The sequence below is a fragment of the Kitasatospora sp. NPDC033851 genome (assembly GCF_055576085.1).
Genome location: NZ_JBVIRL010000003.1, coordinates 398,470 through 425,043 on the forward strand (window position 1 = coordinate 398,470; position 26,574 = coordinate 425,043).

At 74.0% G+C, this 26,574-nt stretch carries 27 protein-coding genes; 12 read left to right on the top strand and 15 right to left on the bottom strand.

What is annotated here, in order from left to right; genetic code table 11:
- Positions 1–63: 63 nt before the first annotated feature.
- Positions 64–942 (bottom strand): hypothetical protein, encoded by an 879-nt coding sequence (locus ACZ51D_RS08580; RefSeq protein ID WP_465615584.1) that lies wholly within the window; start codon positions 940–942, stop codon positions 64–66.
- Entirely contained in the window at positions 939–1,484 is a 546-nt protein-coding gene (locus ACZ51D_RS08585; protein WP_465615586.1) for an RNA polymerase sigma factor, read from the bottom strand. Before ACZ51D_RS08585 ends, ACZ51D_RS08580 begins: the two co-directional genes overlap by 4 nt.
- Positions 1,485–1,571: 87 nt before the next feature.
- On the opposite strand from ACZ51D_RS08585, the gene ACZ51D_RS08590 reads away from it, so the two are divergent.
- The 7 genes from ACZ51D_RS08590 (at position 1,572) to ACZ51D_RS08620 (ending at position 8,096) form a co-directional block, all read left to right on the top strand.
- Entirely contained in the window at positions 1,572–2,483 is a 912-nt protein-coding gene (locus ACZ51D_RS08590; RefSeq protein WP_465661657.1) for a serine/threonine-protein kinase, read from the top strand.
- Positions 2,484–2,607: 124 nt separating this feature from the next.
- Positions 2,608–3,495, top strand: a complete 888-nt coding sequence (locus tag ACZ51D_RS08595) for an LLM class flavin-dependent oxidoreductase (protein WP_360497984.1) — start codon at positions 2,608–2,610, stop codon at positions 3,493–3,495.
- A 161-nt stretch (positions 3,496–3,656) separates the two neighbouring features.
- Complete coding sequence (locus tag ACZ51D_RS08600) at positions 3,657–4,262, top strand: hypothetical protein (RefSeq protein WP_465615590.1); 606 nt, start codon at positions 3,657–3,659, stop codon at positions 4,260–4,262.
- Positions 4,263–4,428: 166 nt separating this feature from the next.
- Positions 4,429–5,484, top strand: a complete 1,056-nt coding sequence (locus ACZ51D_RS08605; protein WP_465615592.1) for an ABC transporter ATP-binding protein — start codon at positions 4,429–4,431, stop codon at positions 5,482–5,484.
- The gene (locus tag ACZ51D_RS08610) at positions 5,468–6,367 is read left to right on the top strand and encodes an ABC transporter permease (RefSeq protein WP_465615594.1); all 900 of its coding nucleotides are present in this window, start codon (positions 5,468–5,470) and stop codon (positions 6,365–6,367) included. Before ACZ51D_RS08605 ends, ACZ51D_RS08610 begins: the two co-directional genes overlap by 17 nt.
- 9 nt (positions 6,368–6,376) lie before the next feature.
- A complete protein-coding gene (locus ACZ51D_RS08615) occupies positions 6,377–7,294 on the top strand; it encodes an ABC transporter ATP-binding protein (RefSeq protein WP_360497976.1) in 918 nt (305 codons plus the stop codon).
- Between the two features lie 85 nt (positions 7,295–7,379).
- On the top strand, positions 7,380–8,096 hold the full coding sequence (locus ACZ51D_RS08620; RefSeq protein ID WP_465615596.1) for an ABC transporter permease: 717 nt from the start codon (positions 7,380–7,382) through the stop codon (positions 8,094–8,096).
- Between the two features lie 136 nt (positions 8,097–8,232).
- Here the strand turns inward: ACZ51D_RS08620 and ACZ51D_RS08625 are convergent, their stop codons facing one another.
- The 11 genes from ACZ51D_RS08625 to ACZ51D_RS08675 form a co-directional block, all read right to left on the bottom strand.
- Complete coding sequence (locus ACZ51D_RS08625; protein WP_465661659.1) at positions 8,233–9,471, bottom strand: CynX/NimT family MFS transporter; 1,239 nt, start codon at positions 9,469–9,471, stop codon at positions 8,233–8,235.
- Positions 9,472–9,537: 66 nt separating this feature from the next.
- Positions 9,538–10,269 carry a FadR/GntR family transcriptional regulator gene (locus ACZ51D_RS08630; RefSeq protein WP_360497970.1) on the bottom strand — a complete coding sequence of 244 codons (732 nt, stop codon included), beginning with the start codon at positions 10,267–10,269 and terminating at the stop codon, positions 9,538–9,540.
- A gap of 199 nt (positions 10,270–10,468) precedes the next feature.
- Complete coding sequence (locus tag ACZ51D_RS08635) at positions 10,469–11,326, bottom strand: HAD family hydrolase (RefSeq protein ID WP_465661661.1); 858 nt, start codon at positions 11,324–11,326, stop codon at positions 10,469–10,471.
- 68 nt (positions 11,327–11,394) lie between these two features.
- Positions 11,395–12,669 carry a serine--tRNA ligase gene (gene serS / locus ACZ51D_RS08640; protein ID WP_360497966.1) on the bottom strand — a complete coding sequence of 425 codons (1,275 nt, stop codon included), beginning with the start codon at positions 12,667–12,669 and terminating at the stop codon, positions 11,395–11,397.
- Positions 12,670–13,186: 517 nt separating this feature from the next.
- Positions 13,187–14,122, bottom strand: a complete 936-nt coding sequence (pheA, locus tag ACZ51D_RS08645) for a prephenate dehydratase (protein WP_360497964.1) — start codon at positions 14,120–14,122, stop codon at positions 13,187–13,189.
- 153 nt (positions 14,123–14,275) lie between these two features.
- On the bottom strand, positions 14,276–15,604 hold the full coding sequence (efeB, locus tag ACZ51D_RS08650) for an iron uptake transporter deferrochelatase/peroxidase subunit (protein WP_465661664.1): 1,329 nt from the start codon (positions 15,602–15,604) through the stop codon (positions 14,276–14,278).
- A 5-nt stretch (positions 15,605–15,609) separates the two neighbouring features.
- Complete coding sequence (locus ACZ51D_RS08655; protein ID WP_465661666.1) at positions 15,610–17,616, bottom strand: copper resistance CopC/CopD family protein; 2,007 nt, start codon at positions 17,614–17,616, stop codon at positions 15,610–15,612.
- Positions 17,617–17,629: 13 nt separating this feature from the next.
- Positions 17,630–18,124 (bottom strand): copper chaperone PCu(A)C, encoded by a 495-nt coding sequence (locus ACZ51D_RS08660; RefSeq protein ID WP_360497958.1) that lies wholly within the window; start codon positions 18,122–18,124, stop codon positions 17,630–17,632.
- Positions 18,121–18,789 (bottom strand): SCO family protein, encoded by a 669-nt coding sequence (locus ACZ51D_RS08665; protein WP_465661668.1) that lies wholly within the window; start codon positions 18,787–18,789, stop codon positions 18,121–18,123. The genes ACZ51D_RS08660 and ACZ51D_RS08665 overlap by 4 nt, the downstream gene beginning before the upstream one ends.
- Before the next feature lie 111 nt (positions 18,790–18,900).
- Positions 18,901–19,656: a YcnI family copper-binding membrane protein gene (locus tag ACZ51D_RS08670; RefSeq protein WP_465615610.1), complete on the bottom strand. Its 756-nt coding sequence runs from the start codon at positions 19,654–19,656 to the stop codon at positions 18,901–18,903.
- A 200-nt stretch (positions 19,657–19,856) separates the two neighbouring features.
- Positions 19,857–20,693, bottom strand: a complete 837-nt coding sequence (locus ACZ51D_RS08675) for a hypothetical protein (protein WP_465661669.1) — start codon at positions 20,691–20,693, stop codon at positions 19,857–19,859.
- Positions 20,694–20,923: 230 nt separating this feature from the next.
- On the opposite strand from ACZ51D_RS08675, the gene ACZ51D_RS08680 reads away from it, so the two are divergent.
- Complete coding sequence (locus ACZ51D_RS08680) at positions 20,924–21,559, top strand: ATP-binding protein (protein ID WP_465615614.1); 636 nt, start codon at positions 20,924–20,926, stop codon at positions 21,557–21,559.
- A 73-nt stretch (positions 21,560–21,632) separates the two neighbouring features.
- Here the strand turns inward: ACZ51D_RS08680 and ACZ51D_RS08685 are convergent, their stop codons facing one another.
- Positions 21,633–22,565: an LAETG motif-containing sortase-dependent surface protein gene (locus ACZ51D_RS08685; protein ID WP_465661671.1), complete on the bottom strand. Its 933-nt coding sequence runs from the start codon at positions 22,563–22,565 to the stop codon at positions 21,633–21,635.
- A gap of 241 nt (positions 22,566–22,806) precedes the next feature.
- Between ACZ51D_RS08685 and ACZ51D_RS08690 the strand changes: the two genes are divergently transcribed.
- The 3 genes from ACZ51D_RS08690 (at position 22,807) to ACZ51D_RS08700 (ending at position 25,186) form a co-directional block, all read left to right on the top strand.
- A complete protein-coding gene (locus ACZ51D_RS08690) occupies positions 22,807–23,037 on the top strand; it encodes a hypothetical protein (RefSeq protein ID WP_360497947.1) in 231 nt (76 codons plus the stop codon).
- A gap of 21 nt (positions 23,038–23,058) precedes the next feature.
- On the top strand, positions 23,059–24,372 hold the full coding sequence (locus ACZ51D_RS08695) for an amidase (RefSeq protein ID WP_465661673.1): 1,314 nt from the start codon (positions 23,059–23,061) through the stop codon (positions 24,370–24,372).
- Positions 24,373–24,562: 190 nt separating this feature from the next.
- The gene (locus ACZ51D_RS08700; RefSeq protein WP_465661675.1) at positions 24,563–25,186 is read left to right on the top strand and encodes a TIGR03086 family metal-binding protein; all 624 of its coding nucleotides are present in this window, start codon (positions 24,563–24,565) and stop codon (positions 25,184–25,186) included.
- Between the two features lie 31 nt (positions 25,187–25,217).
- Here ACZ51D_RS08700 and ACZ51D_RS08705 read toward each other — a convergent pair whose 3' ends face one another.
- Positions 25,218–25,364 (bottom strand): hypothetical protein, encoded by a 147-nt coding sequence (locus ACZ51D_RS08705; protein ID WP_465615622.1) that lies wholly within the window; start codon positions 25,362–25,364, stop codon positions 25,218–25,220.
- A 203-nt stretch (positions 25,365–25,567) separates the two neighbouring features.
- On the opposite strand from ACZ51D_RS08705, the gene ACZ51D_RS08710 reads away from it, so the two are divergent.
- Positions 25,568–26,389 carry a protein phosphatase 2C domain-containing protein gene (locus ACZ51D_RS08710; protein WP_465615624.1) on the top strand — a complete coding sequence of 274 codons (822 nt, stop codon included), beginning with the start codon at positions 25,568–25,570 and terminating at the stop codon, positions 26,387–26,389.
- Positions 26,390–26,574: the final 185 nt, after the last annotated feature.

The following is a 26,574-nucleotide window of genomic DNA, read 5'->3' on the forward strand; positions in this document are numbered from 1 at the left end:
CGTCCTCGTACAACCGGGGAGATGCCGCCGGGGGAGGGAAAGTTGGAGCCCTGACCGGCTGTTTCACAGCTGTGACAGAGCGGTCCTGACGACGCGATCCATCGCGGCCGTGCCCAGGCAGGCATCGACCTCCAGCACCCCGTAGTGGTTGCCGCTGCGCAGCACGGCGATGCCGCCGCAGGGCTCCTTGCCCTCGGGCGCTCTGCCGGTGGTGTTGAGCGATCCCTGGTAGGTGCCCATCCAGCTCGCGGTGACGTCCGGGGCGAGTTGCACCGTCGTGGTCCTTCCGTAGATCCAGTGCCCTGGCTGTTCCTCCTGGCAGGGCACCTCCTCCAGCAGCAGGCGCTCGGTGAAGTTCTGCGCCCGGGAAGGGCTCGGGGCATCGGCGGCGACCTCGCGGGCGACCTGGTCGACGCCGGCGGCGGCCAGCGTGGGGTCGTCCGGGTTGGTGCGGGGGCTGGTCATCAGCCCGCGGAAGTGGGCGCCGGGCCCGCCCAGGGTCTGAGTGAGGGTCTTCTCGCCGGAGCAGGCCGCGTTGGCGTAAGACCCGTCGCCGTACCGGTCGGTGACGTGGATCTGCCCGATGCCGAGGTCCGGGCCGAACGCCGCGGGTCCCAGAAGGTTCGCGGTCGTCACCGGCCCGGTCGCACCGGTCGCACCGGTCGCACCGGTCGGCGAGGCGGAGCCGGAGCCGGAGCCGGAGGCCGAGGACTCGGGCGTCGGGACGGACCCGCCGGGCGTCGCGAGAGCGGACGCGCCCTGGGATGCCCCGCCGACCGCGGCACCCGACCGTGCTGCCGGGTGCGCGGTGGCGCCGGGGGGCGGTGGCAGGACGAATCGGCCGGCCGCCAGCCCGAGCGCGGCGGCTGCCGCCAGGGCGGCGACGGCGGACCGGAGCCGGACGACGGCGTGGCCGCCGCCCGCCGCGGGACCGCCGTTCACAGACCCGGGACCAGGCGCTCGCGCATGAAGCGGCGGGCCTGGTGGATACGGTCCTTGACCGTGCCCAACGGGGCGTCCAGCGCCTCGGCCACCTGGACGTAGGTCAGGTCGCCCAGGTCGCGCAGCACCAAGGCCTCCACCAGGGCGGGGTGTTGCTGCTCCAGCGCGGCCAGCGCCTCCATCAGGTCGAGCCGGGTCCCGGCGATGACGCTGGTGGTGCGCGGGTCGACGGACTCGGGGAGGTCGGCGTGGCTGTCCTCGGCGCGCCGGCGCATCGAGCGGTAGGTGGACCGGGCGGCGTTCGAGGCGATCACCGTCACCCAGCCCAGGAAGGAGCCGCGGCCGCCGTACTCGCCCAGGTGCGTGCTGATGGACAGCAGCGCGTCCTGCGCGGCCTCCTCCGCGTCGGCGTGGTGGGGCAGGAAGCGCGAGCAGCGGCGCAGCAGCACCGGCCGCAGCTTGGCCAGCAGGTGCTCCATCGACCCCGGGTCCCCTGCCTGAGCAGCCGCCACGAGCCGTTCCAGCTCGCCGTCCTCGAACATCCGGATCCCCCCGTTTCGTCCCGCCTGGCATGCCACCCGACGAACGGGAGTTCCGCGCTCCCCCCGACTCCGGCAGAATGCTGCCACATGCGCAAGCTCGGCCGTTACCTCCTCCTGGACCGGCTCGGAGCCGGCTCCTTCGCGACGGTCTGGAAGGCCTACGATCCGGAGCTCGACACCGAGGTCGCGGTGAAGGTGCTGGCCGAGAACTGGGCCGCCAACGCCGATGTGCGCGAGCGGTTCCTGGCGGAGGCGAGGCTGCTGCGCCGGATCGCCAGCCCGCGGGTGGTCCGGGTGCACGACGTCGGGGTGCAGGAGGACCGGCCCTACTTCGTCATGGACTACGTACGCGGCGGCACCCTGGCGGACCGGGTCGGGCAGTGCGACCCGCAGGAGGCGCTGCGGCTGGCCGCGGAGGCGAGCTACGCGGTCCAGGTCCTGCACGAGGCGGGCGTGGTGCACCGCGACGTCAAGCCGTCCAACCTGCTGCTCGCCGCCGGCCCTGCGCCCGCCGCGGTGCTGGTGGCGGATCTGGGCAGCGCCAAGCAACTGGCCGACGCATCCGGGCTTACGGTGACCACGGGCACGCCCGCGTACATGGCACCGGAACAGGCCTTCCAGACCGGCGGGTTCGACGGGAGGGCCGACGTGTACGCGTTGGCCGTCGTGGCCTACGAGCTGCTGACCGGGCAGAAGCCGTTCGGCCCGGGCGGACGCGCCACAGCCCTGATGACCGACCGGCAGTCCGCCTCGACGCTGCCGGCGCTCCCAGCCGGAGCGGAGCTCCCACCGAACGTCGCCGTGCTGCTACGGGCCGCGACGTCCGTCGAGCCGGCGGACCGACCGCAGACCGCCCAGGCCTTCGCAGACGCGCTGCTGGCGCCGGTCCCGCAGTCCCAGCCCCTGGAAGGCCCCGGGTGGCTGACCCCGCGCGCGGTCTGGCTGGCGTCGGGCACGGTGTTCACGGCGACGACCCTGCTGAGCTGGCTGCAGCGTTGAATCCGCGTCGCCCTGACTGTTGCGAATCCCGCAGGCCAGGGCTCCGTACCGGCTTCATCACGGGGCAAAGAGGTCGTCCGGTCAGAGGGCGTCGGCCGCTGACGGCTGCCGTAGGGTCGTTGCCATGCGACTGAGCACGGTGATCCTCCCCATCCACCGGTGGAGCGAGGGGCAGAAGATCTGGCGTCGGGCCGAGGACCTCGGCTTCCATGCCGCGTACACCTACGACCATCTGTCCTGGCGGTCCTTCCGCGACGAGCCGTGGTTCGGGTCGGTCCCGACCCTGACGGCAGCGGCCACCGCCACCGAGCGGCTGCGGCTCGGGACCCTCGTCACCTCGCCGAACTTCCGGCACCCGGTGACGCTGGCGAAGGAACTGGTCACGCTGGACGACGTGTCCGGCGGACGGCTCACCCTGGGGATCGGGGCCGGCGGCACGGGATTCGACGCGACGGCGATGGGCCAGGAGGCGTGGTCGCCGAAGGAGCGGGCGGCCCGGTTCGGCGAGTTCCTGCCGCTGCTGGACGAGTTGCTGCGCGAGGACGCCACCACCCGCGAGGGCACCTACTACTCGGCGGTCGAGGCGCGGAACATCCCCGGCTGCGTGCAGACGCCGCGGGTGCCGTTCTACGTCGCCGCGACCGGCCCGCGCGGCCTGAAGCTGGCCGCCGAGTACGGGCAGGGCTGGGTCACGTACGGCGACCCGAAGGGCCCGGCGGACGTGCCGGTCGAGCAGGCGCCCGGGGTGATCGCGCAGCAGATCGGGAAGCTCACGGCGGCCTGCGAGGAGACCGGCCGGGACGTGGCCACGCTGGAGAAGGTGCTGCTCCAGGGCTCGACGGCGGAGAAGCCGCTGGCGTCCGTGGACGCCTTCGTCGACTGGGCGGGCACCTACCGGGAGTTGGGCATCACCGAGCTGGTGGTCCACTGGCCGGTCCCCGACTCGATCTTCGAGAACGACCTCGCCGTCTTCGAGCGGATCGCCACCGAGGGTCTGGCGCAGCTGGGTTGACCCCTCCCGCCGGAGCGCCCGACGCCCCGGGCGCTCCGGCGGGACGGACGGGGCCCTTCGGCGGGCCGGGTGGGGCGCTTCGGCGGGCGGGACGGGGAGGGAGGGCCCCGGAGGGCGGCGGGGCGAGGCGCTAGTCTGTCCGCCGCACCTTCAATCTGATCATGCGTTACAACGGGGGTTCCTTCTTCATGTCTGCATCCAGGAGACTGCTCGCCACCGCTCTGGTCGCCACCGCCGCGTTCGGCCTGGCCGCCTGCGGACCGGACAACTCGTCGGACCAGGGCGCGGGAAGCGGGTCGAACACCGCGTCCGCCGCCCCGACCGCCGCGGCTCCCGCCTCGCCCACCGCCGCCCCGGCCGGCACCGGGAAGCCCGCGCCGTCCGGCACCCCGGGCAGTGAGGAGGGCTTCTGCACCCACGACCCGCTGCCGGCCGGCCAGAAGTGGATCTACCCGGTGAAGGGCACCACCGCGACCAACCTGGTCTACAAGGAGACCAAGGACGTCTGCGGCGTCGACGACGTCGGCTTCGACCCGGTGGGCGCCGACAAGACCGCCGCGTTCGCGCCCGCCGCCAAGGGCCACCTCCGGTCGGTGATCGCCGCGCCGAAGGACGTCAACGTGGCCGACCTGGTCAAGCACATCACCGAGTGCCTCGCGACCCCGCACAACGAGAAGGGCTCGTACCCCTGCTCGGCCGGCGACTACAAGCTGGCGCTCGACGCCTCCGGCAAGGTCACCGAGCTGTGGGAGCGCCCGCACTCCTGATCCGGCACTCCTGATCCGGCGGTCCTGACCCCGCACGCCTGACCCCGCCCGCCTGACCTGCACCCCTGACGGCGGGCTGCTGACCCCGGGCCGATCCCCCCTACCCCTAGGGGAGATCGGCCCCCGCGTCATACCGCAGCAGCAGACGGGCTCGTCATTCCAGCTCATGACCCCTGCCGCGCAGGGCCATTACGTTGAAGGCGTGTCCACAGCTGTCATCAAGACGGACGGCCTCACCAAGAGGTTCCCCCGGGTCACCGCCCTCGACCAGCTCACCGTCGAGGTGCAGCCGGGGGTGGTCGGGCTGGTCGGGTCCAACGGGGCGGGCAAGTCCACACTGATCAAGATCCTGCTCGGGCTCGCCCCGGCGACCTCCGGCCGCGGCGAGGTCCTCGGCCTGGACATCGCCACCCGGGGCTCCGAGATCCGCGAGCGGGTCGGCTACATGCCCGAGAACGACTGCCTGCCACCGGACGTCTCCGCCACCGAGTTCGTCGTGCACATGGCCCGGATGGCGGGCCTGCCCGCCACCGCCGCCCGTGAGCGCACCGCGGACACCCTGCGGCACGTCGGCCTCCACGAGGAGCGGTACCGGCCGATGGGCGGGTACTCGACCGGCATGAAGCAGCGGGTCAAGCTCGCCCAGGCCCTGGTCCACGACCCCAAGCTGGTGCTGCTGGACGAGCCGACCAACGGCCTCGACCCGGCCGGCCGGGACGAGATGCTGGCGCTGATCCGCCGCGTGCACACCGACTTCGGCATCTCGGTGCTGGTCACCACCCACCTGCTCGGCGAGCTGGAACGCACCTGCGACCACCTGGTCGTCATCGACGGCGGCAAGCTGCTGCGCTCCTCCTCCACCGCCTCCTTCACCGAGGCGACGGCGGTCCTCGCGGTCGAGGTCACCGACCACCCGCAGGACCACGCCCTCGAACCCGGCACGGCGCTCCGCGAACGCCTCGCCGCCGCCGGCATCGACGTCCAACCGGAGGGCTCGCACCTGGTGCTGGTCCGGCTGGCCGACGAGTCGACGTACGACACCATCCGCGACACCGTCGCCGACCTGGGCCTCGGCCTGGTCCGGCTGGAACAGCGCCGGCACCGGGTCGCCGAACTCTTCACCTCCCCGGCCGACGGCACCCGGGCCACCGACTCCCGGGCCGACGGCACCCGGGCCACCGAGCAGAGCAAGGGAGGGACGGACGATGTCGCTGCCTCCTGAGACCAGGCCCGCCGACACCGGCGTCATCCACGACATCGGCTACCGCGGCTACACCGGCCCCCGGCTCGGCCGCGGCTACGCCACCCGTTCGCTCTTCACCCAGAGCCTGCGCGCCGCGTACGGCCTCGGCCGCTCCGGCAAGTCCAAGGTGCTGCCGATGCTGGTGCTGGGCGTGGTCACGGTGCCCGCCGTGATCATCGTGGCGCTCGCGATCACCTTGAAGCGCGACCAACTGCCGGTCGAGTACGCGGGCTACCTCGCCAGCCTCAACCTGGTGGTCTCGGTCTTCCTCGCCTCCCAGGCGCCGGTGCTGCTCTCCCGGGACCTGCGGTACCAGACCGTCCCGCTCTACTTCTCCCGCCCGATCACCCGCACCGACTACGTCCGGGCCAAGTTCGCGGCCATGGTCTGCGCCCAACTGCTGCTGATGGCAGCCCCGTTGCTGGTTCTGTACCTGGGCGCGCTGCTCGGCGGGATGGACTTCTCGTACAACACCGGGCACTTCCTCTACGGCCTGGCCGCGGCGGTGCTGTACGCCCTGGTGCCGACCTCGGTGGCACTGGTGATCGCGGCCGCCACCCCGCGCCGGGGCTTCGGGGTCGCCGCCATCATGGGCTACCTGGCGATCAGCGCCGCGGTGGCCGGGATCGCGGTCGGCATCAGCAACCCGGGCACGACCGGCTCCGACGCCGCGCAGTGGACGTCGCTGATCTCGCCCACCAACCTGGTGGAGTCGCTGGTCAACGAGGTGTTCGACCTCGGCACCGGCCTCGACCGCCGGTACGCCCCGGGCGGGCTCGGCACGGCGGTGTTCGCACTCGTGGCCGCGGCCCTGGTGGTCGGCTCCTACCGGCTGCTGCTGAGCCGCTACAAGAAGGTTTGAGAGGGCGGCATGGCCACCATCAGCATCGACAAGGTCTCCCGCTGGTTCGGGAACGTGGTCGCGGTCAACGACATCACCATGGTCATCGGCCCCGGCATCACCGGCCTGCTCGGGCCCAACGGCGCGGGCAAGTCCACCCTCATCCACATGATGAGCGGCTTCCTCGCGCCCTCCAGCGGCGCGGTCACCCTGGACGGCGTGCCGATCTGGCGCAACCAGCAGGTGTACCGGCAGATCGGCCTGGTTCCCGAGCGGGAGTCGATGTACGACTACCTGACCGGCTGGGAGTTCGTCCTCGCCAACGCCGAACTGCACGGCCTGCCCCAGCCGGGCGCCGCCGCCCGCCGGGCCCTGGACCTGGTGGAGATGGCGTACGCCAAGGACCGTCGCACCGGGACGTACTCCAAGGGCATGAAGCAGCGGGTCAAGATGGCCTCCGCGCTGGTCCACGACCCGGCCGTGCTGCTGCTCGACGAGCCCTTCAACGGCATGGACCCGCGCCAGCGGCTCCAGCTGATGGAACTGCTGCGCCGCTTCGGCGCGGACGGCCGCACCGTGCTGTTCTCCTCGCACATCCTGGAGGAGGTCGAACAACTGGCCCGGCACATCGAGGTCGTGGTGGCCGGACGGCACGCGGCCTCCGGCGACTTCCGCAAGATCCGCCGACTGATGACCGACCGCCCCCACCGCTACCTGGTCCGCTCCAGCGACGACCGCCGGCTCGCCGCCGCGCTGATCGCCGACGGCTCCACCACCGGCATCGAGGTGGACGAGCGGGAGCGGGCCCTGCGGATCGAGGCGGTCAACTTCCAGGGCTTCACCACCCTGCTGCCCAGGGTCGCCCGGGAGGCCGGCATCCGGCTGTACACCGTCTCCCCGGCCGACGAGTCGCTGGAGAGCGTCTTCTCGTACCTGGTCTCCGCGTGAGCGCCGCCGTGACCCCGGGGACCGCCGCCCTGACCGCCCTGACCGCCGTTGTGACCGCCGTTGCCCAGGAAGGGGCCGACCGACCATGAACCCCACCGTCGCCAGGCTCACCCTGCGCGGGCTGCTGGGCCGCCGCCGCGGCCTCCTGCTGCTGGCGGTCCCCGCGCTGCTGCTGCTCATCTCCGCCATCGCGAGCGGGTCGAGCGCCGACGCACACGGCCTGACCGTCAAGATCCTCGGCCAGCTCGGCCTCGGCACCCTGGTCCCGATCCTCGGCCTGGTGGTCGGCACCGGGGCCATCGCCACCGAGATCGACGACGGCTCGATCGTCTACCTGCTCGCCAAGCCGCTGCCCCGCTGGCGGATCATCACCACCAAGCTGGCCGTCGCGACCGGCGTCACCTGGCTGTTCTCGGTCGTCCCGACCCTGCTGTCCGGGCTGCTGCTGTACGGCACCCGGGACGGCATGGTGCTCGGCTACACCGTGGCGGTCCTGGTCGCCGGCGCCGCGTACAGCGCCCTGTTCCTGCTGCTCGGCGTGGTCACCCGGCACGCGGTGGTCGCCGGACTGGCCTACGCCCTGATCTGGGAGTCGGTGGTCGGCAACTACGTCGAGGGCGCCCGGACGCTGAGCGTCCAGCAGTGGGGCCGGGCGGTGGCCGAGGCGGTCGCCGGGGACACCGCGATCGGCGCCGACGTCTCCCTCGGGGCGGCCGTCCCGCTGCTGCTGGTGGTCACCGTCGGGGCGACGGTGCTGGCCTCGGTGAAGCTGGCCGGACTGACCCTGGCCGGCGAGGAGTGAGCCGCGAGCCGTAGGGCCGCGAGCCGTAGAGCCACGAGCCGTAGGGCGGCACGCGGCCCGGCCGTGAACCGTACGGCAGAAGCCGAACGGCGCCCCGGTCCACCGTCGGGTGGTCCGGAGCGCCGTGCGGAGAGCCTCAGAGCGTACGGTTGCGGCCCGCGCCCCAGCCGGCCGCGCCGACCACCGCGACCAGCACCAGCATCAGCACCAGGGTGGTCTCCCAGCCGCCGGTGAGCTGGTGCAGCGCGCCCGCGCCGACCGGGCCGATTGCCGCGACCAGGTAGCCGATCGCCTGCGACATCCCGCCCAGCTGGGCGGCACCGGCCGCGTTGCCGGTGCGCAGAACGATGAACGCCAGGCCCAGGCCCAGCGAACCGCCCTGGGCCACGCCGAGGACCGTCGCCGACAGCCACGCCGCGGAGACCGGCGCGACCAGCAGCATCGCGATGCCCAGCCCGTTCAGCGCGGCCATGGTCACCGCCAGGGCGCGCTGGTTGGTCATCCGGCCGGCCATCAGCGGCACCAGGAAGGCACCGGCCACCTGCACCAGGTTGGAGAAGGCGAAGACCAGGCCGGCCTGGCCGCGGTCCATGCCGTGGTCGGCCAGGATGGTCGGCATCCAGGCCACCAGGGTGTAGACCAGCAGCGACGAGATGCCCATGAACAGGCTGATCTGCCAGGCCAGCGGGGACTTCCAGATGCCCTCGATCGGCTTGCCCGGCACCGCCGCCGCGTCCACCGCGCCCCGCTCCTGACGGCTGCGCAGCACCTGCGGCAGCCACGCCACCGCCGCGACCAGCGCGAGCAGCGACCACGCGCCGAGCGAGGCCCGCCAGCCGCCGCCGAGCACGTGCTCCAGCGGGACGGAGGTGCCGGCGGCGAGGGTCGCGCCGACCAGCATGGTGGTCGAGTAGACGCCGGTCATGGTCGCCGCGCGGTCCGGGAACTCCCGCTTGACCAGGCCCGGCATCGACACGTTCAGCACCGCGATGGCCACGCCGATCACCACGCAGCCCGCGTACAGCGCCGCCACCGAGGGCAGCACCCGCAGCAGCACGCCCGCGCCCAGCACCAGCACCGCGCCCAGCACCACCCGCTCGGCGCCGAACCGGCGGGTGAGCCGGGGGGTGAGCGGGGCGCCGACGCCCTGGAACAGCACCGGCACGGTGGTGATCAGGCCGCTCGCGGTCGCGGAGAGTCCGAAGGTCCGCTGGATCTCGTTGACCATCGGGGAGATCGCGGCCAGGCAGGCCCGCATGTTCAGCGCGACCAGCAGGATGCCGGTCAGCAGCAGGAGCGGATGGGCCAGCCGGGCGCGGACGGGGAGCGGGGCAGGGGTGGTGGCAACCGGCTGCTGGGCACGGGTGACGGCCATGGGTGTGCTGTTCTCTCTCGGATGTGCGTGGATGCGGGCGGGAAGGGGGAGGAGGCTCGCGCCGTCCTACTTCCGGGCCGCGATGGCCGCGAGCAGCTGCTCGACGGCCGCGGTCGGGCCGGCGAGCAGCGCACGACACGCCGCCTCGGCCCGGTCCGGGTCACCGCTCTCGATCGCGTCGACCAGCGCCTCGTGGGTCGCCACGACCGCCTCGGGCATGTCGTGGTCGCCGAAGGCGGAGGTCATCGCCTCGCGTACGGAGGCGCCGAAGTAGCGGTACACCTCGGCCAGCGCGGGGTTGTGCGCGGCCTCGACGACGGCGGTGTGGAACTCCAGGTCGTGCTCGACGGTGGCCTCGCGGCTCGCCCGCTCGGGGTGCGCCGCGAACACCTCGGCCTCACGGGCCAGCGCGGCCCGCATCCGCCGGATGTCCTCGGGGGTGTGCCGCAGCGCGGCCAGCCGGGCGCCCTCGGCCTCCAGCGCCGCGCGGACCTCCAGGACGTCCCGGATGCCCGAACGCTGGACGCCGCGCAGGACGGCCGCCGGGTCGCTGGTCGAGCGGACGAACGTCCCCTCGCCCTGCCGGGAGACCAGCATCCCGGCGTGCACCAGCACCCGGATCGCCTCCCGCACGGTGTTCCGCCCGACCTGCAGCCGTTCGGCCAGCTCGTGCTCGGTGGGAATCCGCGACCCCACCGGCCAGACCCCGCCGGCCAGTTGCTCGCGCAGCTGGTCGATCGCGGTGTCCACCAGGGATCGCCGTCCGGCTGCCTGCAGGCCACTGCCGTCGCCGCTCATTCCGGACCTCCCTTCGCCACCGCAACACGCGCCTTCACCAGTCGTGGGTCATCCTACAACTGCTTGCCCGGTCATCCTACAACTAGTGGGGAACAGTGCGTGAACGCCCGACCGGCGACACGCCGCACCCTCTCCGGCGCCCGGTCAGCGGGCGGGGTCAGCGGGCCGGCTCGGCGGGCGCCCGGCTCGGCGGGCGGGGTCAGCGGGCCGGGTAGAGGCGCTCCAGGACGGCCGCGACGCCGTCCTCGTCGTTGCTGGTGGTGACGGCGTCGGCGACGGCGAGGAGCTCTTCGTGGGCGTTGGCCATGGCCACGCCGTAGGCGGCCCAGCCGAACATCGGGACGTCGTTGGGCATGTCGCCGAAGGCGATGGTGTCGGCGGCGCGCAGGCCCAGGCGGCGGGCGGCGACGGCCAGGCCGGTGGCCTTGGACAGGCCCAGCGGGAGCAGTTCGACCACGCCGGGGCCGGCCATCACGACGCCGACCAGGTCGCCGGCGGCGCGGCGGGCGGCTTCGGCGAGGGCGTCGTCGGTGAGCGCGTGGTGCTGGATGTAGAGCTTGCTGACCGGGGAGGCGAGCAGTCCGTCGCGGTCGACCCGGACGACGGGCAGGTCGGAGCCGATCAGCAGTTCGTAGCCGGGGCCGGCCAGCACCTGGCCGTCGAGGCCGTCCTGGTTGGCGGCGACGGCGAGCGGGCCGGTCTCGGCCTCGATCTTCTCGATGGCGAGCGCGGCGAGCCGGCGGTCCAGGGTGAGCGAGGTGAGCAGCTTGTGCGCGCCGGCGTCGTAGACCTGGGCGCCCTGGCCGCAGACGGCTATCCCGGTGTAGCCGATCTCGTCGAAGACCGGACGGGCCCAGACGGCCGAGCGGCCGGTGACGACGATGTGCAGCGCGCCCGCGCCGGTGGCCGTGGCCAGGGCGGCGCGGGTGCGCTCGGAGACGGTTTCCTCGCTGGTCAGCAGGGTGCCGTCGAGGTCGGTGGCGACCAGCCGGTAGGGCAGGCCGCCACCGTCCCGGGTGCCTGCCAGGGAGACGGGGCTGGGGCTGGTGGTGCTCATGGGCCGGTCGTCTCCCGGGAGTTGCGGGTGGAGCGGATGCTGCGCGGTGGTGCGGGTGATGCGAGTGGTTACTTGACCGGCTCGAGGACGGTCCGCCCGCCGAGGAACGGCCGCAGCGCCTCGGGCACGACGACGGATCCGTCGGCCTGCTGGTGGTTCTCGAGGATCGCCACGATGGTGCGCGGGATCGCGACCAGGGTGCCGTTCAGGGTGGCGAGCGGGCGGGTCTTGCCCTCTTCGCGCATCCGGATCGACAGGCGGCGGGCCTGGTACTCGGTGGTGTTGGAGGTCGAGGTGACCTCGCGGTACTTGCCCTGGGTGGGGATCCAGGCCTCGATGTCGAACTTGCGCGCGGCCGAGGCTCCGAGGTCGCCGGAGGCGACGTCGATGACCCGGTACGGCAGCTCCAGCGCGTTGAGGAAGTCCTTCTCCCACTGGAGCAGGCGGCGGTGCTCGTTCTCCGCGTCCTCCGGCGTGGTGTAGACGAACATCTCCACCTTCTCGAACTGGTGGACGCGGATGATGCCGCGGGTGTCCTTGCCGTAGGTGCCGGCCTCGCGGCGGAAGCAGGACGAGTAGCCGGCGTAGCGCAGCGGCAGCTTCTCGGCGTCGAGGATCTCGTCCATGTGGTACGCCGCGAGCGGGACCTCGCTGGTGCCGACCAGGTACCGGTCGTCCTCGGCGAGGTGGTACACGTTCTCGGCGGCCTGGCCGAGGAAGCCGGTGCCGTCCATGGCGGCCGGGCGGACCAGGGTCGGGGTGATCATCGGGGTGAAGCCGGCCGCGGTGGCCTGGGCGATCGCCATGTTGACCAGGGCGAGCTCCAGCAGCGCGCCGACGCCGGTCAGGTAGTAGGAGCGGGCGCCGGCGACCTTGGCGCCGCGCTCGGTGTCGATCGCGCCCAGGATCTGGCCGAGTTCGACGTGGTCGCGCGGCTCGAAGCCCTCGGCGGCGAAGTCGCGCGGGGTGCCGATCTCCTCGAGGGTGACGAAGTCCTCCTCGCCGCCGACCGGAGCGGCCGGGTCGATGAGGTTCGCCAGCGAGCGGAGCAGGCGGTCGGCCTCCTCCTTGGCGGCACTCTGCTCGGCGTCCGCGGCCTTGACCGCGGCGGCCAGGTCCTTGGTGCGCTGCAGCAGGGCGGTCTTCTCGTCGCCCTTGGCCTGGGCGACCTGCTTGCCGAGCACTCGCTGCTCGCTGCGCAGTTCGTCGAAGCGGCTGCCCGAGGACCGGCGCCGTTCGTCGGCGGAGAGGAGGGCGTCGACCAGGTCGACGTCCTCGCCACGGACGCGCTGCGAGGCGCGCACTCGGTCAGGGTCCTCACGGAGCAGGCGAAGGTCAATCACAGGCCCAAGCGTACCGGGCGGGCGTTCCTCCACCGGTACCGGTTTTTCCCTGGGGATAACCGGCCCGATCCTGTGGATAACTTCTGTGGGGAACTCGCCGTAGGCGGGTTATCCACAGGGCTGGGGCCGAGGCTGTGGATCGAAGAGGAAGATCACCCTCCGCGCGGTCGAACCAGGGAATTGATGTTTCAAACCTCATTCGACCTTCTCGAGTGAGGGAATTGAAGCACTCAGACGGGTGATTTGCTGGCAACCAGGTGACTCTGGTCCGATTAGTCATCTCTGTGGCGCAAACCGATGATCCGACCAGTTCTGGGCAATGGCTATACCGGTTTGTCGACTCATCCCCAGGCCTGTGGATAACTTCCGGCTGTGGACAGCGGAGAGGCCTGTGGACAGTGGCCCCCGGTGCCGGACCGCCCTGTGGATGACGGGGACGGTCGCCCGCCCCGCCTGATCGGCCCGATCCAAAACAGTCGGAAAAGGTCAGAAAGACAACAGGTGTCGCTCAGATGTCTCAGATGTCCCCGCGCCCGTCGAGCGCACGGGAGAGCCAGTCCGCTGCCGAGGTGAAATCCTCGTCCGAGGTCCCCGGCCGCCGGTGGGTGGAGACCTGCCGGTCGGCGCGCGGATAGGAGCCGAGGTACCGCACCTGCGGGCAGATCCGCTTGAGCCCCATGATCGCCTCGCCCACCCGGCGCTCGGACAGGTGGCCCTCGCAGTCGATCAGGAAGCAGTAGTTGCCCAGGCCCTCGCCGGTCGGCCGGGACTCGATCCGCATCAGGTTGACCCCGCGCACCGCGAACTCCTGCAGCAGCTCCAGCAGCGCGCCCGGGTGGTCGTCCGGCAGCCAGACCACCATCGAGGTCTTGTCCGCGCCGGTCGGCGAGGAGACCCGGCCCGGGCGGCCCACCAGGACGAACCGGGTGGCCGCGCTCTTGGCGTCCGCGATGTCCTTGACCAGCGGGTCCAGCCCGTAGATCGGCGCCGCGAACTCGCCCGCGAACGCCCCGTCGTAGCGGCCCTCGGAGACCAGCCGGGCGCCGTCCGCGTTGGAGGCGGCCGACTCCCAGGTCGCCTCCGGCAGGTTGGCCGCCAGCCAGCGGCGCACCTGCGGCTGGGCCACCGGGTGGCTGGTCACCGTCTTGACCCCGGACAGCTCGGTGCCCGGCCGCACCAGCAGCGCGAAGGAGATCGGCAGCAGCACCTCGCGGTAGATCATCAGCGGTGCGCCGGAAGCCAGTTCGTCGTTGGTCGCGGTGACCGCGCCCTCCACCGAGTTCTCGATCGGCACGAACGCCCCCGCGGCCTCCCCGACGCGCACCGCGTCCAGCGCCAGCGCTACCGAGGACAGCGGCACCAGCTCCCGCGTCCCCGCCTCGGGCAGGGTGTGCAGCGCCGCCTCGGTGAAGGTGCCGGCCGGGCCGAGGTAGGTGTAGCGGGTGGCCGACATGACGCCTCCGTGGGACTCGGTGCTGCAGGGTGGTGCCGAAACAGTCACCCTAACGATTCCGCGGTCCCGGCAGGAAAGCGTTCCAATGGCCGGGACCGCCTGTGCTAAGGGCCTCGGGCGCCTGGGCCGGGTGCCCCGGGCAGCGGCCTGCGGCTACCCCTCTTCCAGCAGCTGCTGACCGAGGTAGCCCCCGTCCGGCGCGGCCGGCGGCACCGCGTACAGGCCGCTCGCCTCGTGCCGCAGGAAGCGGGAGAGGCCGTCGCCCCGGGAGAGCTTGCGCTGCACCGGGGTGAAGCCCTGGCGCGGGTCGGCCTGGAAGGCGAGGAAGAGCAGCCCGGCGTCCGGCGAGCCGTCCGGCAGCAGCCCGTCGTGGTACGAGAAGCCGCGCCGCAGCATGGCCGCCCCGCCGTTGGCCGCCGGGGCGGCGACCCGGATGTGCGCGTCGGCGGGGATCGACAGGGCGCCGTCCGGGCCCTGCGCGGACAGGTCGACCGGGGTGTGCTCGCCGGCTCCGGCGGGCGAGCCGAGCGGGGCGCCGTCCGCCTTGCGCCGGCCGATCACCCGCTCCTGCCGGTCCACCGGGAGCGCCTCCCAGTGGTCCAGCAGCATCCGGATCCGCCGGAACACCAGGTACGAGCCGCCGGCCGACCAGCCCGGCCGGTCGCCGTCGGCGGTGCAGAACACCTTGGCGGCGAAGCCGTCCTCGCCCGGCTTCGGGTTGTTGGTGCCGTCGACCAGGCCCATCAGGTTGCGGCCGGTCACCGGCCGCGCGGCGGCCCCGGGGGTCCGGGCGAAGCCGGCCGACTGCCAGCGCAGCGCCGCCGTACCGGCCGCCAGCCGCTGCAGCACCCGCAGCGCGTGCACCGCCACCAGCGCGTCGTCGGCGCCGATCTGGACGAACAGGTCGCCGTCGCCGCGGGCCGGGTCGAGCGCGTCGCCGGGGAAGGCGGGCAGCGGTTCGAGCCCGGGCGGTCGGCGGTCGGCGAGCCCGGCCTTGTCGAAGAGCGCCGCGCCGAAGCCGACGGTGAGGGTGAGCGAGCAGGGCCCGGCGTCCAGGGCGATCTGGTTGTCGAACTCCTCGGCCGGCTCCCCGGCGGTCAGCCGCTCGGCCGCCTTCGTCCAGCGCTGCAGCAGGGCGCGCAGCCCGTCCCGGCCCGCCCCCTCGGCCAGGTCGAACGCGGCTAGCTGGACCCGGGCCTGCTGCGGTTCGAGGATCCCGGCCTGGTGCTCGCCGCGGAACGGCACCCGGGCCGCGCCGAGCGCGCCGCCCGCGGGTGCCGCACCCGCGGGGTGGTCGGTGCCCTCCAGGGCGACCGCCCCGGCGACGCCCGTGCCCGCGCCGACCAGCAGCCCGGCGCCGGCGGTGCCGAGCAGCGCCCGCCGGGTGAAACCCGTACGGCTCGCCGGGTCCTGCCCTGCCGAGGCCTGCTCCGCCGGGTCCTGCCCTGCCGAGGCCTGCTCCGTCGTCGTCACGTCGTCCATCGCCGTCAGCCGATCTTGAACTGCTGGGTCGGCGTGGTCTGGTCGATGTCGGAGGAGCGGATCTGCACCGACACCACCCAGGTGCCCGCCAGCGGCAGCTGCGCGGTACCGCTCCAGCGGCCGGTGCCTTCCGGGGTGAGCGCGACCGGCAGTGGGCCGAGGTCGCGGTCCGGCAGGGTGAAGGCGAGCTGCACCTCGGGGACGTCCACCGGCTGCCCGTCCGCGCCGTCCAGCGCGAGCTTCACCTCGTTCGGGCCGGTCCGGGCCGGGTTGAGGGTGACGGTCGCGGTGCCCTTGGCGTTCGGCGTCCGGCCCTTGGTGTCGTACGGGAGCTTGAGCTCGACGGTGCGGCCCGGCTCGGTCTGCGGCGCGGCCACGGCCCCGCCGGCGGCCGGCGCGGCGGTTCCGGCCGTGACCTCGCTCGCGACCCGTCCGGGCGGCGAGTTGGTGAGCATGGTGGTGACCACCAGCACCGCGACCGCGACCAGGGCCTCGACCAGCACCGAGCGGCGCAGTCCGGCCCGGGTCGGGGTCAGTCCGCGTTCGCGTCCGGCGTTCTGGCGGGCGGCCTGCTGGCGGGCCAGCTGGGCCCGGCGGACCGGGTCCTCGCCGTGCGCCATGGCGCCGACCGGCTCCGGCACCTCGGCCTGTTCGACCTCGGCCGCCTCGGCCGGGGCCGACCGCAGCCGGGCCAGCCAGGAACGGGACATCCAGGCGACGCCGATCATCACGACCACGCAGCCGCTCTTCACCAGCAGCAGCCGCCCGTACGCGGTGCCGGTCAGCGCGCCCCAGCTGCCGAGTCCCCGCCAGGACTGGTAGATCCCGGTCGCGGCGAGGACGGCCACCGAGCCGAAGGCGATCCTGGAGAAGCGGTCGACCACCTCCGCGCCCACGCCCTCGCGCAGCGCGACCAGCAGCGCGGCCAGCCCGCCCAGCCAGAGCGCCATCGCGATCAGGTGCAGGATGCCGAGCGGCAGCGCCAGCCAGACCTGGATGCCCACCGAGGCGTGGTCGGCGCCGACCCAGGTCGCCGAGAGGGCGACCGCCAGCAGCAGCCCGGCCACGCCGAGGCCGAGCCGGGTCTCCCGCTGCGGCCGTTCGGCGGCCCGCTGCTCCAGCTCGCGCAGTTCGGCGGCCTCGGCGTCCTCGCCCTCGTCGCCGCCGCTGTCCTTGGCGGGCTTCGCGGGGAGCGGCCGTGGCGGCTGCCCCAGCTGGCCGACCAGCAGCGACAGGAACACCCCGCCCGCCGCGAGCAGCAGCAGCCGGGCGGCCAGCGCGGTGCCGATCCGCTCGTCGAGCGTGGCGCGCACCAGCGACAGGTCGAAGGCCTGCCCGACGCCCGAGCCGCGCTCGTACGGGCCGCGCAGCATCAGCACCGCGACGGTGGAGACCAGCAGTGTCGTCCAGCCGGTCATCAGCAGCCGCTGCACCGGGCGCCGGGCGGTGCCGGCCGGCCAGCAGATCAGCACGAAGGCGGCGACGCCGGCCAGGAGCGCGAACGCGGCGTACGCGACCGTGCGCCCGGTGCCGTAGAGGGCGGCGACCACGTCGTCGGCCTTGGCGCCCTGCAGCGCGGTGGCCGACACCGAGGTGTCCGAGGGGGCGCCGATGGAGAAGGTGAACGCCCCGCCGACCGGGTGCGAGTCCTCCGAGACCGCCCGCCAGGCCACCGTGTACGTGCCGTTGGCGAGCCCGCCCTTCAGCCCGACCCGGGCGGTGTTGCCCCTGCCGTCGGCGTGCGCGGGGTTGCCGGTGTCCACGGCCTTGCCGGCAGGGTCGAGCACCCGGACGGAGTCGGAGGAGAGCGACACGGACTCGCTGAAGGTCAGGGTGACCTCCGGCGGGGCGGTGGCGACCACCGAGTTCTGCCGGGGGTCGGTGGAATCCAGGGTGGCGTGCGCGGAGGCCGGTCCGGCGCCCGCGAGCATCAGCGCGAGCAACGCGCCGAGCACTCCGAGCACCCCGGCGGTCCGGCGGTGCGAGGCCTTCTCCAGGCCGGCCGACTGCATGGTGGCGGTCCCCTTAACTCTGGCCGGGGCGGTAGGTGAGCTCCTTGACCGGCACCTTGACCGAGATGGTGCCGGACTTGGCGAAGGTGAGGTCGAGTTCGACCTCGTCGCCCAGGGTGGGGGCCTTCTGCCAGCCCATGATCATGAGGTGGGTGCCGCCGCGGGCGAACTGCAGCGCGCCGTGGGCGGGCACGTCCAGGGTGTCGACCTGTTCCATGCTCGACGGGGTCGAGCGGTGCATGGTGACCGACTCGGCGCCCGGGCTGGTCACCTTGACCAGCTGGTCCTGCCCGCCGTCGTTGCGGACGGTCAGGTAGCCGGCCGCCATGCCGCCGGCCGGCGGCAGCGGGATGTAGGAGTCGGCGACGCTGAGCCTGGCCGGCCCGCCGCCGGCCCCGTCCTGGCCGTCCGTCCCGCAGGCGGCCAGGATGGCGCCGCCGCCGAGGGCGGTCGCGACGACGGCGCCCAGCAGGGCGGTCCGGCGGAAGCGGCGGGTGCCCGTCGTCACGCCGCGACCCCCTTGGCGAGCAGCGGCAGGTCGTGCTCGTAGGTCTTCTCCTCGGTGCCGCTCATGTAGAGCACGTGCGCCTTGTCGTCCGAGGGGAGGAAGGCCAGCACCTGCGCGCCGTGGGTGGAGGTGACCGTGCCGTCCGCGTTGACCACCGGGTCCTCGATCATGATGCCGAGCGACTTGGCGGCGGTCTTCACCTTGGCCAGGTCGCCGGTGAGGCCTATGAAGTCGCTGCCCATCGAGTCCAGCCAGGTGCGCAGCACCTTGGGGGTGTCGCGCTGCGGGTCGGTGGAGACGAAGACGACGTTGACCTTCTGCCGGTCCTCCGGGGAGAGCGCCTTCATCGCGACGCCGATGTCGCCCATGGTGGTCGGGCAGACGTCCGGGCAACTGGTGTAGCCGAAGAACAGCAGGGTGGCCTTGCCGTTGGTCTGCTGCCGCAGGTCGTACGGCCGGCCGGAGGTGTCGGTCAGCTGGAGGTCCGGCTTCTCGAAGTTCTTCGCCAGCTTGGTGCCCTGGTACGGGGTGTCCTCCTTCTGCTGGGTGACCTTCGCGGCGGTGGAGTCACCGCCGGAGGAGCCGCAGGCGGACAGCGTCAGGGCGGCGGCCAGCGCGAGGGCGGCCGCGCCGGCCAGGCGGGTGGTGCGGGCGGTACGGGGCATGCGTGCGTGATCCGATCGTGCGCGGTGGACCGCCGACGGGGCCGGACCCGGGGTGCGGGTACGGCGGGAGTGCGGCCGTACGGCCTGGGTACGGCCCCGTCGGCGCGGGGGTCAGGAGGCGGAGCCGCCGTTCTTGCGGCGCAGGCCGAGCACGCCGACGGCGGTGCCGATCACGCCGACCACGATGCCGACCACACCGAGGGTGCGGGCGGTGGAGTCGCTGCTCTTGCTGCCGCCGTCGGAGGCGGCGGCGTGGTCCGAGCTGCCGCCGTGGGCGTCGGCGGCCGGGGAGGCGGTGACGCCGTGGTCGTCCCCGCCCGCGGCGGCCTTGGTGAGCTTCAGGACCGGGGCCGGGTGGGCCGGCTCGGGCTGGCCGTCCTTGGACTCGTCGATCCAGCGGACGACATCGCCGTTGTCGTAGGTCTGCAGGGCCTTGAAGACCATGCTGTCGGCGTCGGTCGGCAGCGGGCCGAGCGAGACCCGGAACTCCTGGAACTGCCCGGGGGAGACCTTGGTGCCGGCGTCGGCGGTCCAGGTGATCTTGGAGACGGCCTCGTTGACGTCGCTGCCGTGCACCTTGATCGGCTTGTCGAGCTTGGACTTCTCCAGGGTGGCGGTCCAGCCCGGCAGCGGCAGGGTCCGGACCGACGCCAGCGGGTGGTCCAGCGGGAGGTTGACCTCCAGCTTCACGGTGCTCGCGGTGTCGCTCTCGTTCGGCACCCGGAAGTCGACGGCCGTGTAGCCACCCTGGGCGGCCGAACCCGGGTTCACGGTGACGTGCGCGAAGGCCGGACCGGCCAGCGCCACCACGGAGGCGGCGGCGGTCAGGGCGACGGCGGCGAGACGACGGGCGGGAAGGGAACGCATGATGCGGGTCTCCGATCGGAGCTGGGCGGCAGGCCGGGACCGGGCGACGGACTGAACCGCGCCTCGGCGGTACCTCGGTGGTGCCGCGCGTGGGGACGTGTGGGGCAGAGCCTCGGGGCCGGACCCGGTGGTCGGGAAACGGCCCGGACGGTGCGCACACCGCGACCCGGCACGGCCCGCAGGCCGCCGGAAGACGCGGATCAGTACGCGAAGGCCCCGCACGGCGGTCCACGTCGCACCACGCTGTGCCGCAGCACGGCACCCGCCGGAAGCGGACGCTCCCCGCCCCGGACCCCGAACCGGCGGACCGGACCGGCCACCCCGAACAGACCCCGCAGCACCGCGGCCACCAGCGCGAACACCGACCGCAGCGGCGCCGCCCAGTGCTCCCGCGCCGCCGACGCGGCCACCCGCAGCAACCGCCACAGCGCCGCCTCGCCCCGCCGCAGCCACCAGCCCGCCACCAGCGCGGCGACCAGGTGCCCGGCCAGCATCGACGGCGTCATGCCGAACACGCCGCCCTGCCACCACGGCGCGGCGGCGAACGCGTGCGGGTCCAGGCCCGCCGAGGAGACCAGCTGCTCCGGGGACGGGCCGCCGGGCAGGCCGAGCAGCGTGCCCGGGTGGGCCTCGTTGCAGATCAGCCGGCCGGCCACCTGCGGAACGGTCAGCGGACCGGAGCCGCCGTGGTGCATGCCGGACATACCGGACATGGCGGTGAAGCCGTGGCCACCGAGGCTGTGGAAGAGGAAGTGCAGTCCGAGCTGCCCCGCGGCCAGCGCCCCGGCGATGCCGGCCAGCGAACGCTCCCGTCCACCGCAGGCCACCGCGAGCGCCAGCACCGCGACGAAACCCGCCGCCAGCGCGGTCGGCGGAACGTTCCCGCCACCGGCCACGGCGTGCCCGGCGGCCGCTATCAGCGTGCAGAAAAGCGCGAACGGGACGGCCCGGGCAAGCCGCAGGTCCCAGGCGGCGGACCCCGCCGGCTGGGCCGGTCCGGGGGCGCCCGGGAACGGGGCGGCAGCGAGGGCAGGCATGGCCGGGCCATCCTCTCATTGCGTACGCCGGCGACACGGGCAGGGTGGGAAATCCCTACGAATGCCCCTTTCGGCGGCGGCGTGCAGGCCCCCGTGTGCGCCGCGGCGCACAGACCCCGTCCCCCAGTCCATCCGCCGAACGGGCGGTAGCGGCCCCCGTGCACGGTTCACCGCCGAATCGCCCGGAGATACCTAGTTGTATGTGGAGCCGCAGCCAGGAGGGACCTCCCGTGGACATCTGGTGGACTCTGCACCTCAAGCGCGACCCGGCCAGCGTCCCGCTGGCCCGGCGCATCCTGCTCGGTGCCATGGCGACGGCGGGCGTCGACCCGCAGATCGCCGACGACCTCGGCGTCGCCCTCAGCGAGGCCTGCGCCAACGCCGTCGAGCACGGCGCCACCGGGCGGCCCGACGACGGCTTCCAGGTCACCGCCTCGATCAGCGGCGACCGACTGCGGATCGAGGTCACCGACTCCGGCCCCGGCCTGCCCGCCCCCGCCGCCCCGCCGGTCCGGCGCCCCGCTGCCGCCGCCCCGACCCGCCCGGCCGCCACCGGCCGCGGGCCCCACCGCTCCCGCCGCGGCCGCGCCACCGTCCCGGCCCGCGTCCTCACCGGCCACCGCCCCCGCCGCGACTACCACCCGTACGACACCCACGTCCTCCCCTGCGGCCCCACGCCCCCCACCCTCCGCCCGGTCGACCTCGACACCCTCCCCGACCTCACCGCCGAATCCGGCCGCGGCCTCTTCCTCATCCACGCCCTCACCGACCACGTACAACTCCGCAACCACCCCCTGCGGGGGGCGATCGTGAGCTTCGACAAGATCCTCAAGTGGCAGGACGGCGCGCTGCTGCGGGCGTCCTGAGGGTGCGGCCGGGGAGACGCCGAGGGGCGCGGACCTGGGTGGCTGCGCCCCTCGGGGGTGAGTCGGGGTGGGATCAGCCGTGGGCGCCGGCCTTGCGGCGGCGCAGGACGAACAGGGTGCCGGCGCCGGCGGCGAGGACGGCCGCGCCGCCGAGGGCGATCGGCAGGGTGTCGGAGCCGGCGCCGGTCTCGGCCAGGTGCGGGCCGCCCGCCGAGGGCGAGGCGGAGACGGCGACGGCCGGGGTGGTGGCGGCCGTGGTGGCGCCGCCGGTCGCGGCGACGCGGAACTCGCCCAGGTAGTCGTCGAGGAACTGCGTGCAGGCCTGCGGCTTGTTGTTGGCCGGGGTGGGCACCTTGTCGTTGTCGAAGGCGTCCGAGCCGGCCTCGTAGTTCGCGCCGTACTTTCCGACCGGGGCCTTGGCGGTCGCGGCTATCCGGACCTTGTAGGTGACCTTCTCGCCCTTGGCCAGTTTGAAGTCGGCCACCCGGAGGGCCCGGTCGTCGAGCTTGGCGGGCTTCCAGCCGGAGCCGGTGTCCAGCTGGACGTCGAAGAACTCGGTGCTCCACTGGACCGGAGCGGCCCCGTCGAACTCGTCGGTGACGTAGAGGCTGTTGTGGATGACCGGCAGGTCGACGCCGCTCTTGTTCTCCCAGGTCATGGTCATCTCGGCGGCCGGGCCGCCCTTGACCAGGGTGGTGCCGTACAGGCCGGTGCCGGTGACCTTGAGCAGGGAGCTCTGGTAGACGCCGCCGTGGCAGCGGTTGTCGGCGGTCGGCGTGGGGGCCGGCAGGGTCGGGAGGTTCGTCGGCTTGCCGGTGGCCGGTGGGGCCGGCGGGGCCGGGGTGGTCGCGGCGGTGCTCGGCGGGCCCGAGGGGGTGGCCGGGGCGGTCGCGGCGGCGCTCGGGGTCGGGGCGACTCCGACGGCGCCGGCGGTGGCGGCGCCGATCGTGGCGCCGAGCGAGAGCGCCACCAGCGTGGACGTGGCCAGAAGGCGGGAAGAGCGCACGGTGAGGGCTTCCAGTTCGGTGAAATATGGCTGAAATCAGGCGACTTCGGGCTTCGGCAGGGCCATCGGCGCTGGTCGCGCCCGCGCACCTTATCCGGCCATGGTGGCCGGATTTCGCCCAGGGGCCGGACGGTCCTGCGGCAGGCGGCGGAGAACCTCGGCGGGTTCCCCGGTGGCGGCGCGAAAGGCCTGGCGGAGGCTCCGGTTGCCGGGGCTGGGAGGGGGTCGGACGATGGGGGGCATGATGCACCAGATGCGAGCCGAGTACGGCGCCGGCGGCGCGGCCGAGGGCGTGCGGCTGTGGCACGTGGTCCGGGGCGAGGAGAGCGTGGCCATGTGCGGCCGGGAGCTCGATCCGCAGGCGCCGGTGCGGGAGGCGGTGGACTGGGGGAGGACCCCGGAGCTGTGCTGCCACACCTGCGGGGCGTACTTCCTGCGCGAGGCGCCGTACCTGGCGGCCGAGCACCCGTAGACCCGGTCTACTGTGCCCGGTATGGATGAACCCCCCGTCCGGCCGCGGTCGTTGACCCGCGAGGTCGCCGCGCTGCGTGCCGGGGAGCCGGGGCTGCCCGAGTACGTCGACCGCTTCTGCACGCTGCTCGAGCGGGTGGACCCGCTGATCCACGCGTTCGTGCCGGAGCCCGGGCGGCACGACCGGTTGCGGGCGCAGGCGCGGGAGCTGGCGGCGCGGTACCCGGTGCCGGACGGGCGGCCGCCGCTGTACGGGGTGGCGGTGGGGGTCAAGGACATCGTGCACGTGGACGGGCTGCCCACGCACGGGGGGTCGGCGCTGCCGCCCGGGGTGCTGGCCGGGCCGCAGGCCGCGGTGGTGGACCGGCTGCGCGCGGCGGGGGCGCTGGTCGCGGGCAAGACGGTGACCGCCGAGTTCGCCGCGAGCGCCCCGGGCCCGACCCGCAACCCGCACCACCCGGGGCACACCCCGGGCGGCTCCAGCAGCGGTTCGGCGGCGGCGGTCGCGGCGGGGCTGGTGGCGCTCGCGGTCGGCACCCAGACCGTCGGCTCGGTGATCCGCCCGGCCGCGTACTGCGGGGTGGTGGGGTTCCGGCCGACGTACGGGCGGATCCCGATCGACGGCGTGCTCCCGAACGCGCCGAGCTTCGACACCCTGGGGGTGTTCACGGCCGACCTGGCGGGCGCGGAGCTGGCGGCCGCGGTGCTCTGTGACGACTGGCGGCCGGTGGCGGGGGGCCCGGGGCCGGAGCCGGTGCTCGGGGTGCCGGACGGGACGTACCTGGAGCACGCCGAGCCGGCCGCGCTGCGCGCCTTCGAGGAGCAGCTGGAGCGGCTGGCGCGGGCCGGGTTGAGGGTGCGCCGGGTCGAGCTGTTCCCGGACTTCGCCGAGGTGAGGCGGCAGTTGCAGGCCGTCAACCGGTTCGAGCTGGCCCGCAGCCACGCCGACTGGTTCGCCCGGTTCGGCGGCCTCTACCGGCCGGAGACGGTGGCGAGCATCCGGGTCGGCCAGGGCGTCGCGCCCGAGGACCGGGCGGCCGCGCTGCGGTTCCGGGAGCGGCTGCGCGAGCGGGTGGACGGGGCGGGAGCGGCGGCCGGGGTGGACCTGTGGCTGGCGCCCTCGGCGACCGGCGGGGCGCCGGAGGGGCTGCACAGCACCGGGGACGCGGTGATGTCGCTGCCGTGGAGCTTCCTCGGGCGGCCGGCGCTGAGCCTGCCGGCCGGACGGACCCGGGACGGGCTGCCGCTGGGCCTCCAGGTGGTCGGCGCGGCCGGTGAGGACGAGCGCCTCCTGCTCCGATCCGCCCTGCTGGAGCGGGTGTTGGCGGAGGGTTAGGCGAGCGCCGGGTCGGCCGGATCGGCGGCCTCGGCGCACAGCAGGCGCAGCAGGAGGCGGTCGGCCCGCTCGTACGGCGGCTCGACCTGGTGGTCACCCGCGGGCTCGGCCACCGCCGGATTATCGCGGAACCGGCCGTCGTTGATCAGGTGATCGGATTCCTGTCCGCCGACCTGGAGGTCACCGTCGTATGAAGCTCGTCGAATTACACGCACAGTCCATGGAGTTGGCCGCCGACGTGGTGGACGCGGTACGGCCCGAGCACCTGGACCTGCCCACCCCGTGCGCGGACTGGACGCTGCGTCAGCTGCTGGAGCACTGCGTCGGCCAGCACCAGGGGTTCGCGGCGGCCGCCCGCGGCGCCGGGCCCGACCTCGCCCTGTTCGCGGACGCCCCGCTCGGCGCCGACCCGGCGGGCGCCTTCCGCCGGACCGGCCTCGACCTCGGCGCCGCCTTCCGCGAGGCGGCCGCCGCCGACCGGGCGCTCTGGCTCCCGGAAATCCGCGACGGCGGCCCGTTCCCGCTCGCGCAGGCGGTCGGCTTCCACCTGCTCGACACCCTCGTGCACGGCTGGGACGTCGCGGCCACGCTCGGCACCGGGGCGGGCCTCGTCGCGGCGGTGGACGGCGACGAGGCGCTGATCGCTGCGCTGCTGGCGGTGACCGAGGCCGTTCCGGACACCCCGGAGGCCCGGGCGCCCGGCCGGGCCTTCCGCCCGGGCCTGCGACCGGGAACCGGGCCGGGCCGGTTCGAGCGCGCCCTGGCGCTGCTCGGCCGCGATCCGGCCTGGAACGGGCAACTCGGGAACGGGTAGCCCGGCAGCGGGTGGCTCGGCAGCGGGTGACTCAGGAACGGGTGGCTCGGGAACGGGCGGCTGGGGGGCTTTCGTCGCGCTGCTCGTCGGGGAAGCGCGGTCCGCCGATCAGGAAGAGCAGTGCGGCGGTCGGAAAGCCGAGCGAGGCGGCCAGCAACACGATGAACTGCCAGAACATCTTCCGCTCCTCGTCAGTCACGGGCCGCCCGGGCACCCGAAGGTGATCCCAAACCTGACCCGCCCCGATTGGCCGAATTGTCCGGTCACTTCCCGACGGTATGGCCGAATCGCCCCGGCTGCCACCGGACGTCGCGCCCGGGCCCGCGCCGCACCGGCGCACGGGTCTGGGCGCGGGCCGGGGGCGGCGTCCACACTGTCGGGATGCAGCTACAGCTCGCAGGGGAAGCACGGCGGCCCGACCGCGAGAGTGAGGACTTCGCGGCGGCCTCGCCGGAGGCGCTGGTCCTGCTGGACGGCGCGAGTTCGCCGGCCGGCCTGGAGTCCGGGTGCCGGCACGGGACGGCCTGGTACGTGCGTCGGTTGGGTGTGCACCTGCTCGCCCGGCTCACCGACCGGGCGGACCGCTCGATCACCGAGTGCCTGGCCGACGCCATCGTGGAGACGGCCGCGCTGCACGGCGGCCGTTGCGACCTGGCGCATCCCAACACGCCCGCCGCGATGGTGGTCGCGGCCCGCAGACACGGCGAGACGCTGGAGTACCTGGTGCTCGGCGACTCGCTGCTGGTCCTGGAGTTCAAGGACGGCCCGCCGAAGGTGATCGGGGACAACCAGCGCTTCCCCGGCGGGGAGGGGCTGCGCCGCCAGGTCTGGTCGACCGTCCCCGGCTCGGCCGAGCGGGCCGCGCTGCACCTGGAGTACGCGCTGGCCGTCCGTGCCGCCCGCAACCGGGGCAACGGCCCGTGGATCGCGGCCGCCAGCCCGCGCGCCGCCGAGCACGCCGAGACCGGCTTCGTCCGGCTCGACCGGCTGCACGCGCTGGCCGCCCTCACCGACGGCGCCTCCCGCTTCACCGAGCGCTTCGGGCTGGGCAGTTGGGGCGACGCCCTGCGGTTGCTCGCCGAGTCGGGCCCGGGCGAGCTGATCGCCCAGGTCCGCGCGGTGGAGCGGGCGGACGCCGCCTGCGAGCGCTGGCCGCGCGGCAAGACGCACGACGACGCCTCGGCCGTGTACGCGCTGCTGTAGACCCCGCACACAGCCAGCCGGGCCGCGAGAACGGCGGGAACGGCCGGGACAGCAGAACGGCAGAACGGCGGGGACAGCAGAACGGCAGAATGGCGGGGACAGCAGAACGGCAGAACGGCGGGGGGGGGGCCCGGGGGGGGGGGGGCCCCCCCCCCCCCCGCGGGGGGCCGCCCCCGGCCCCCGAA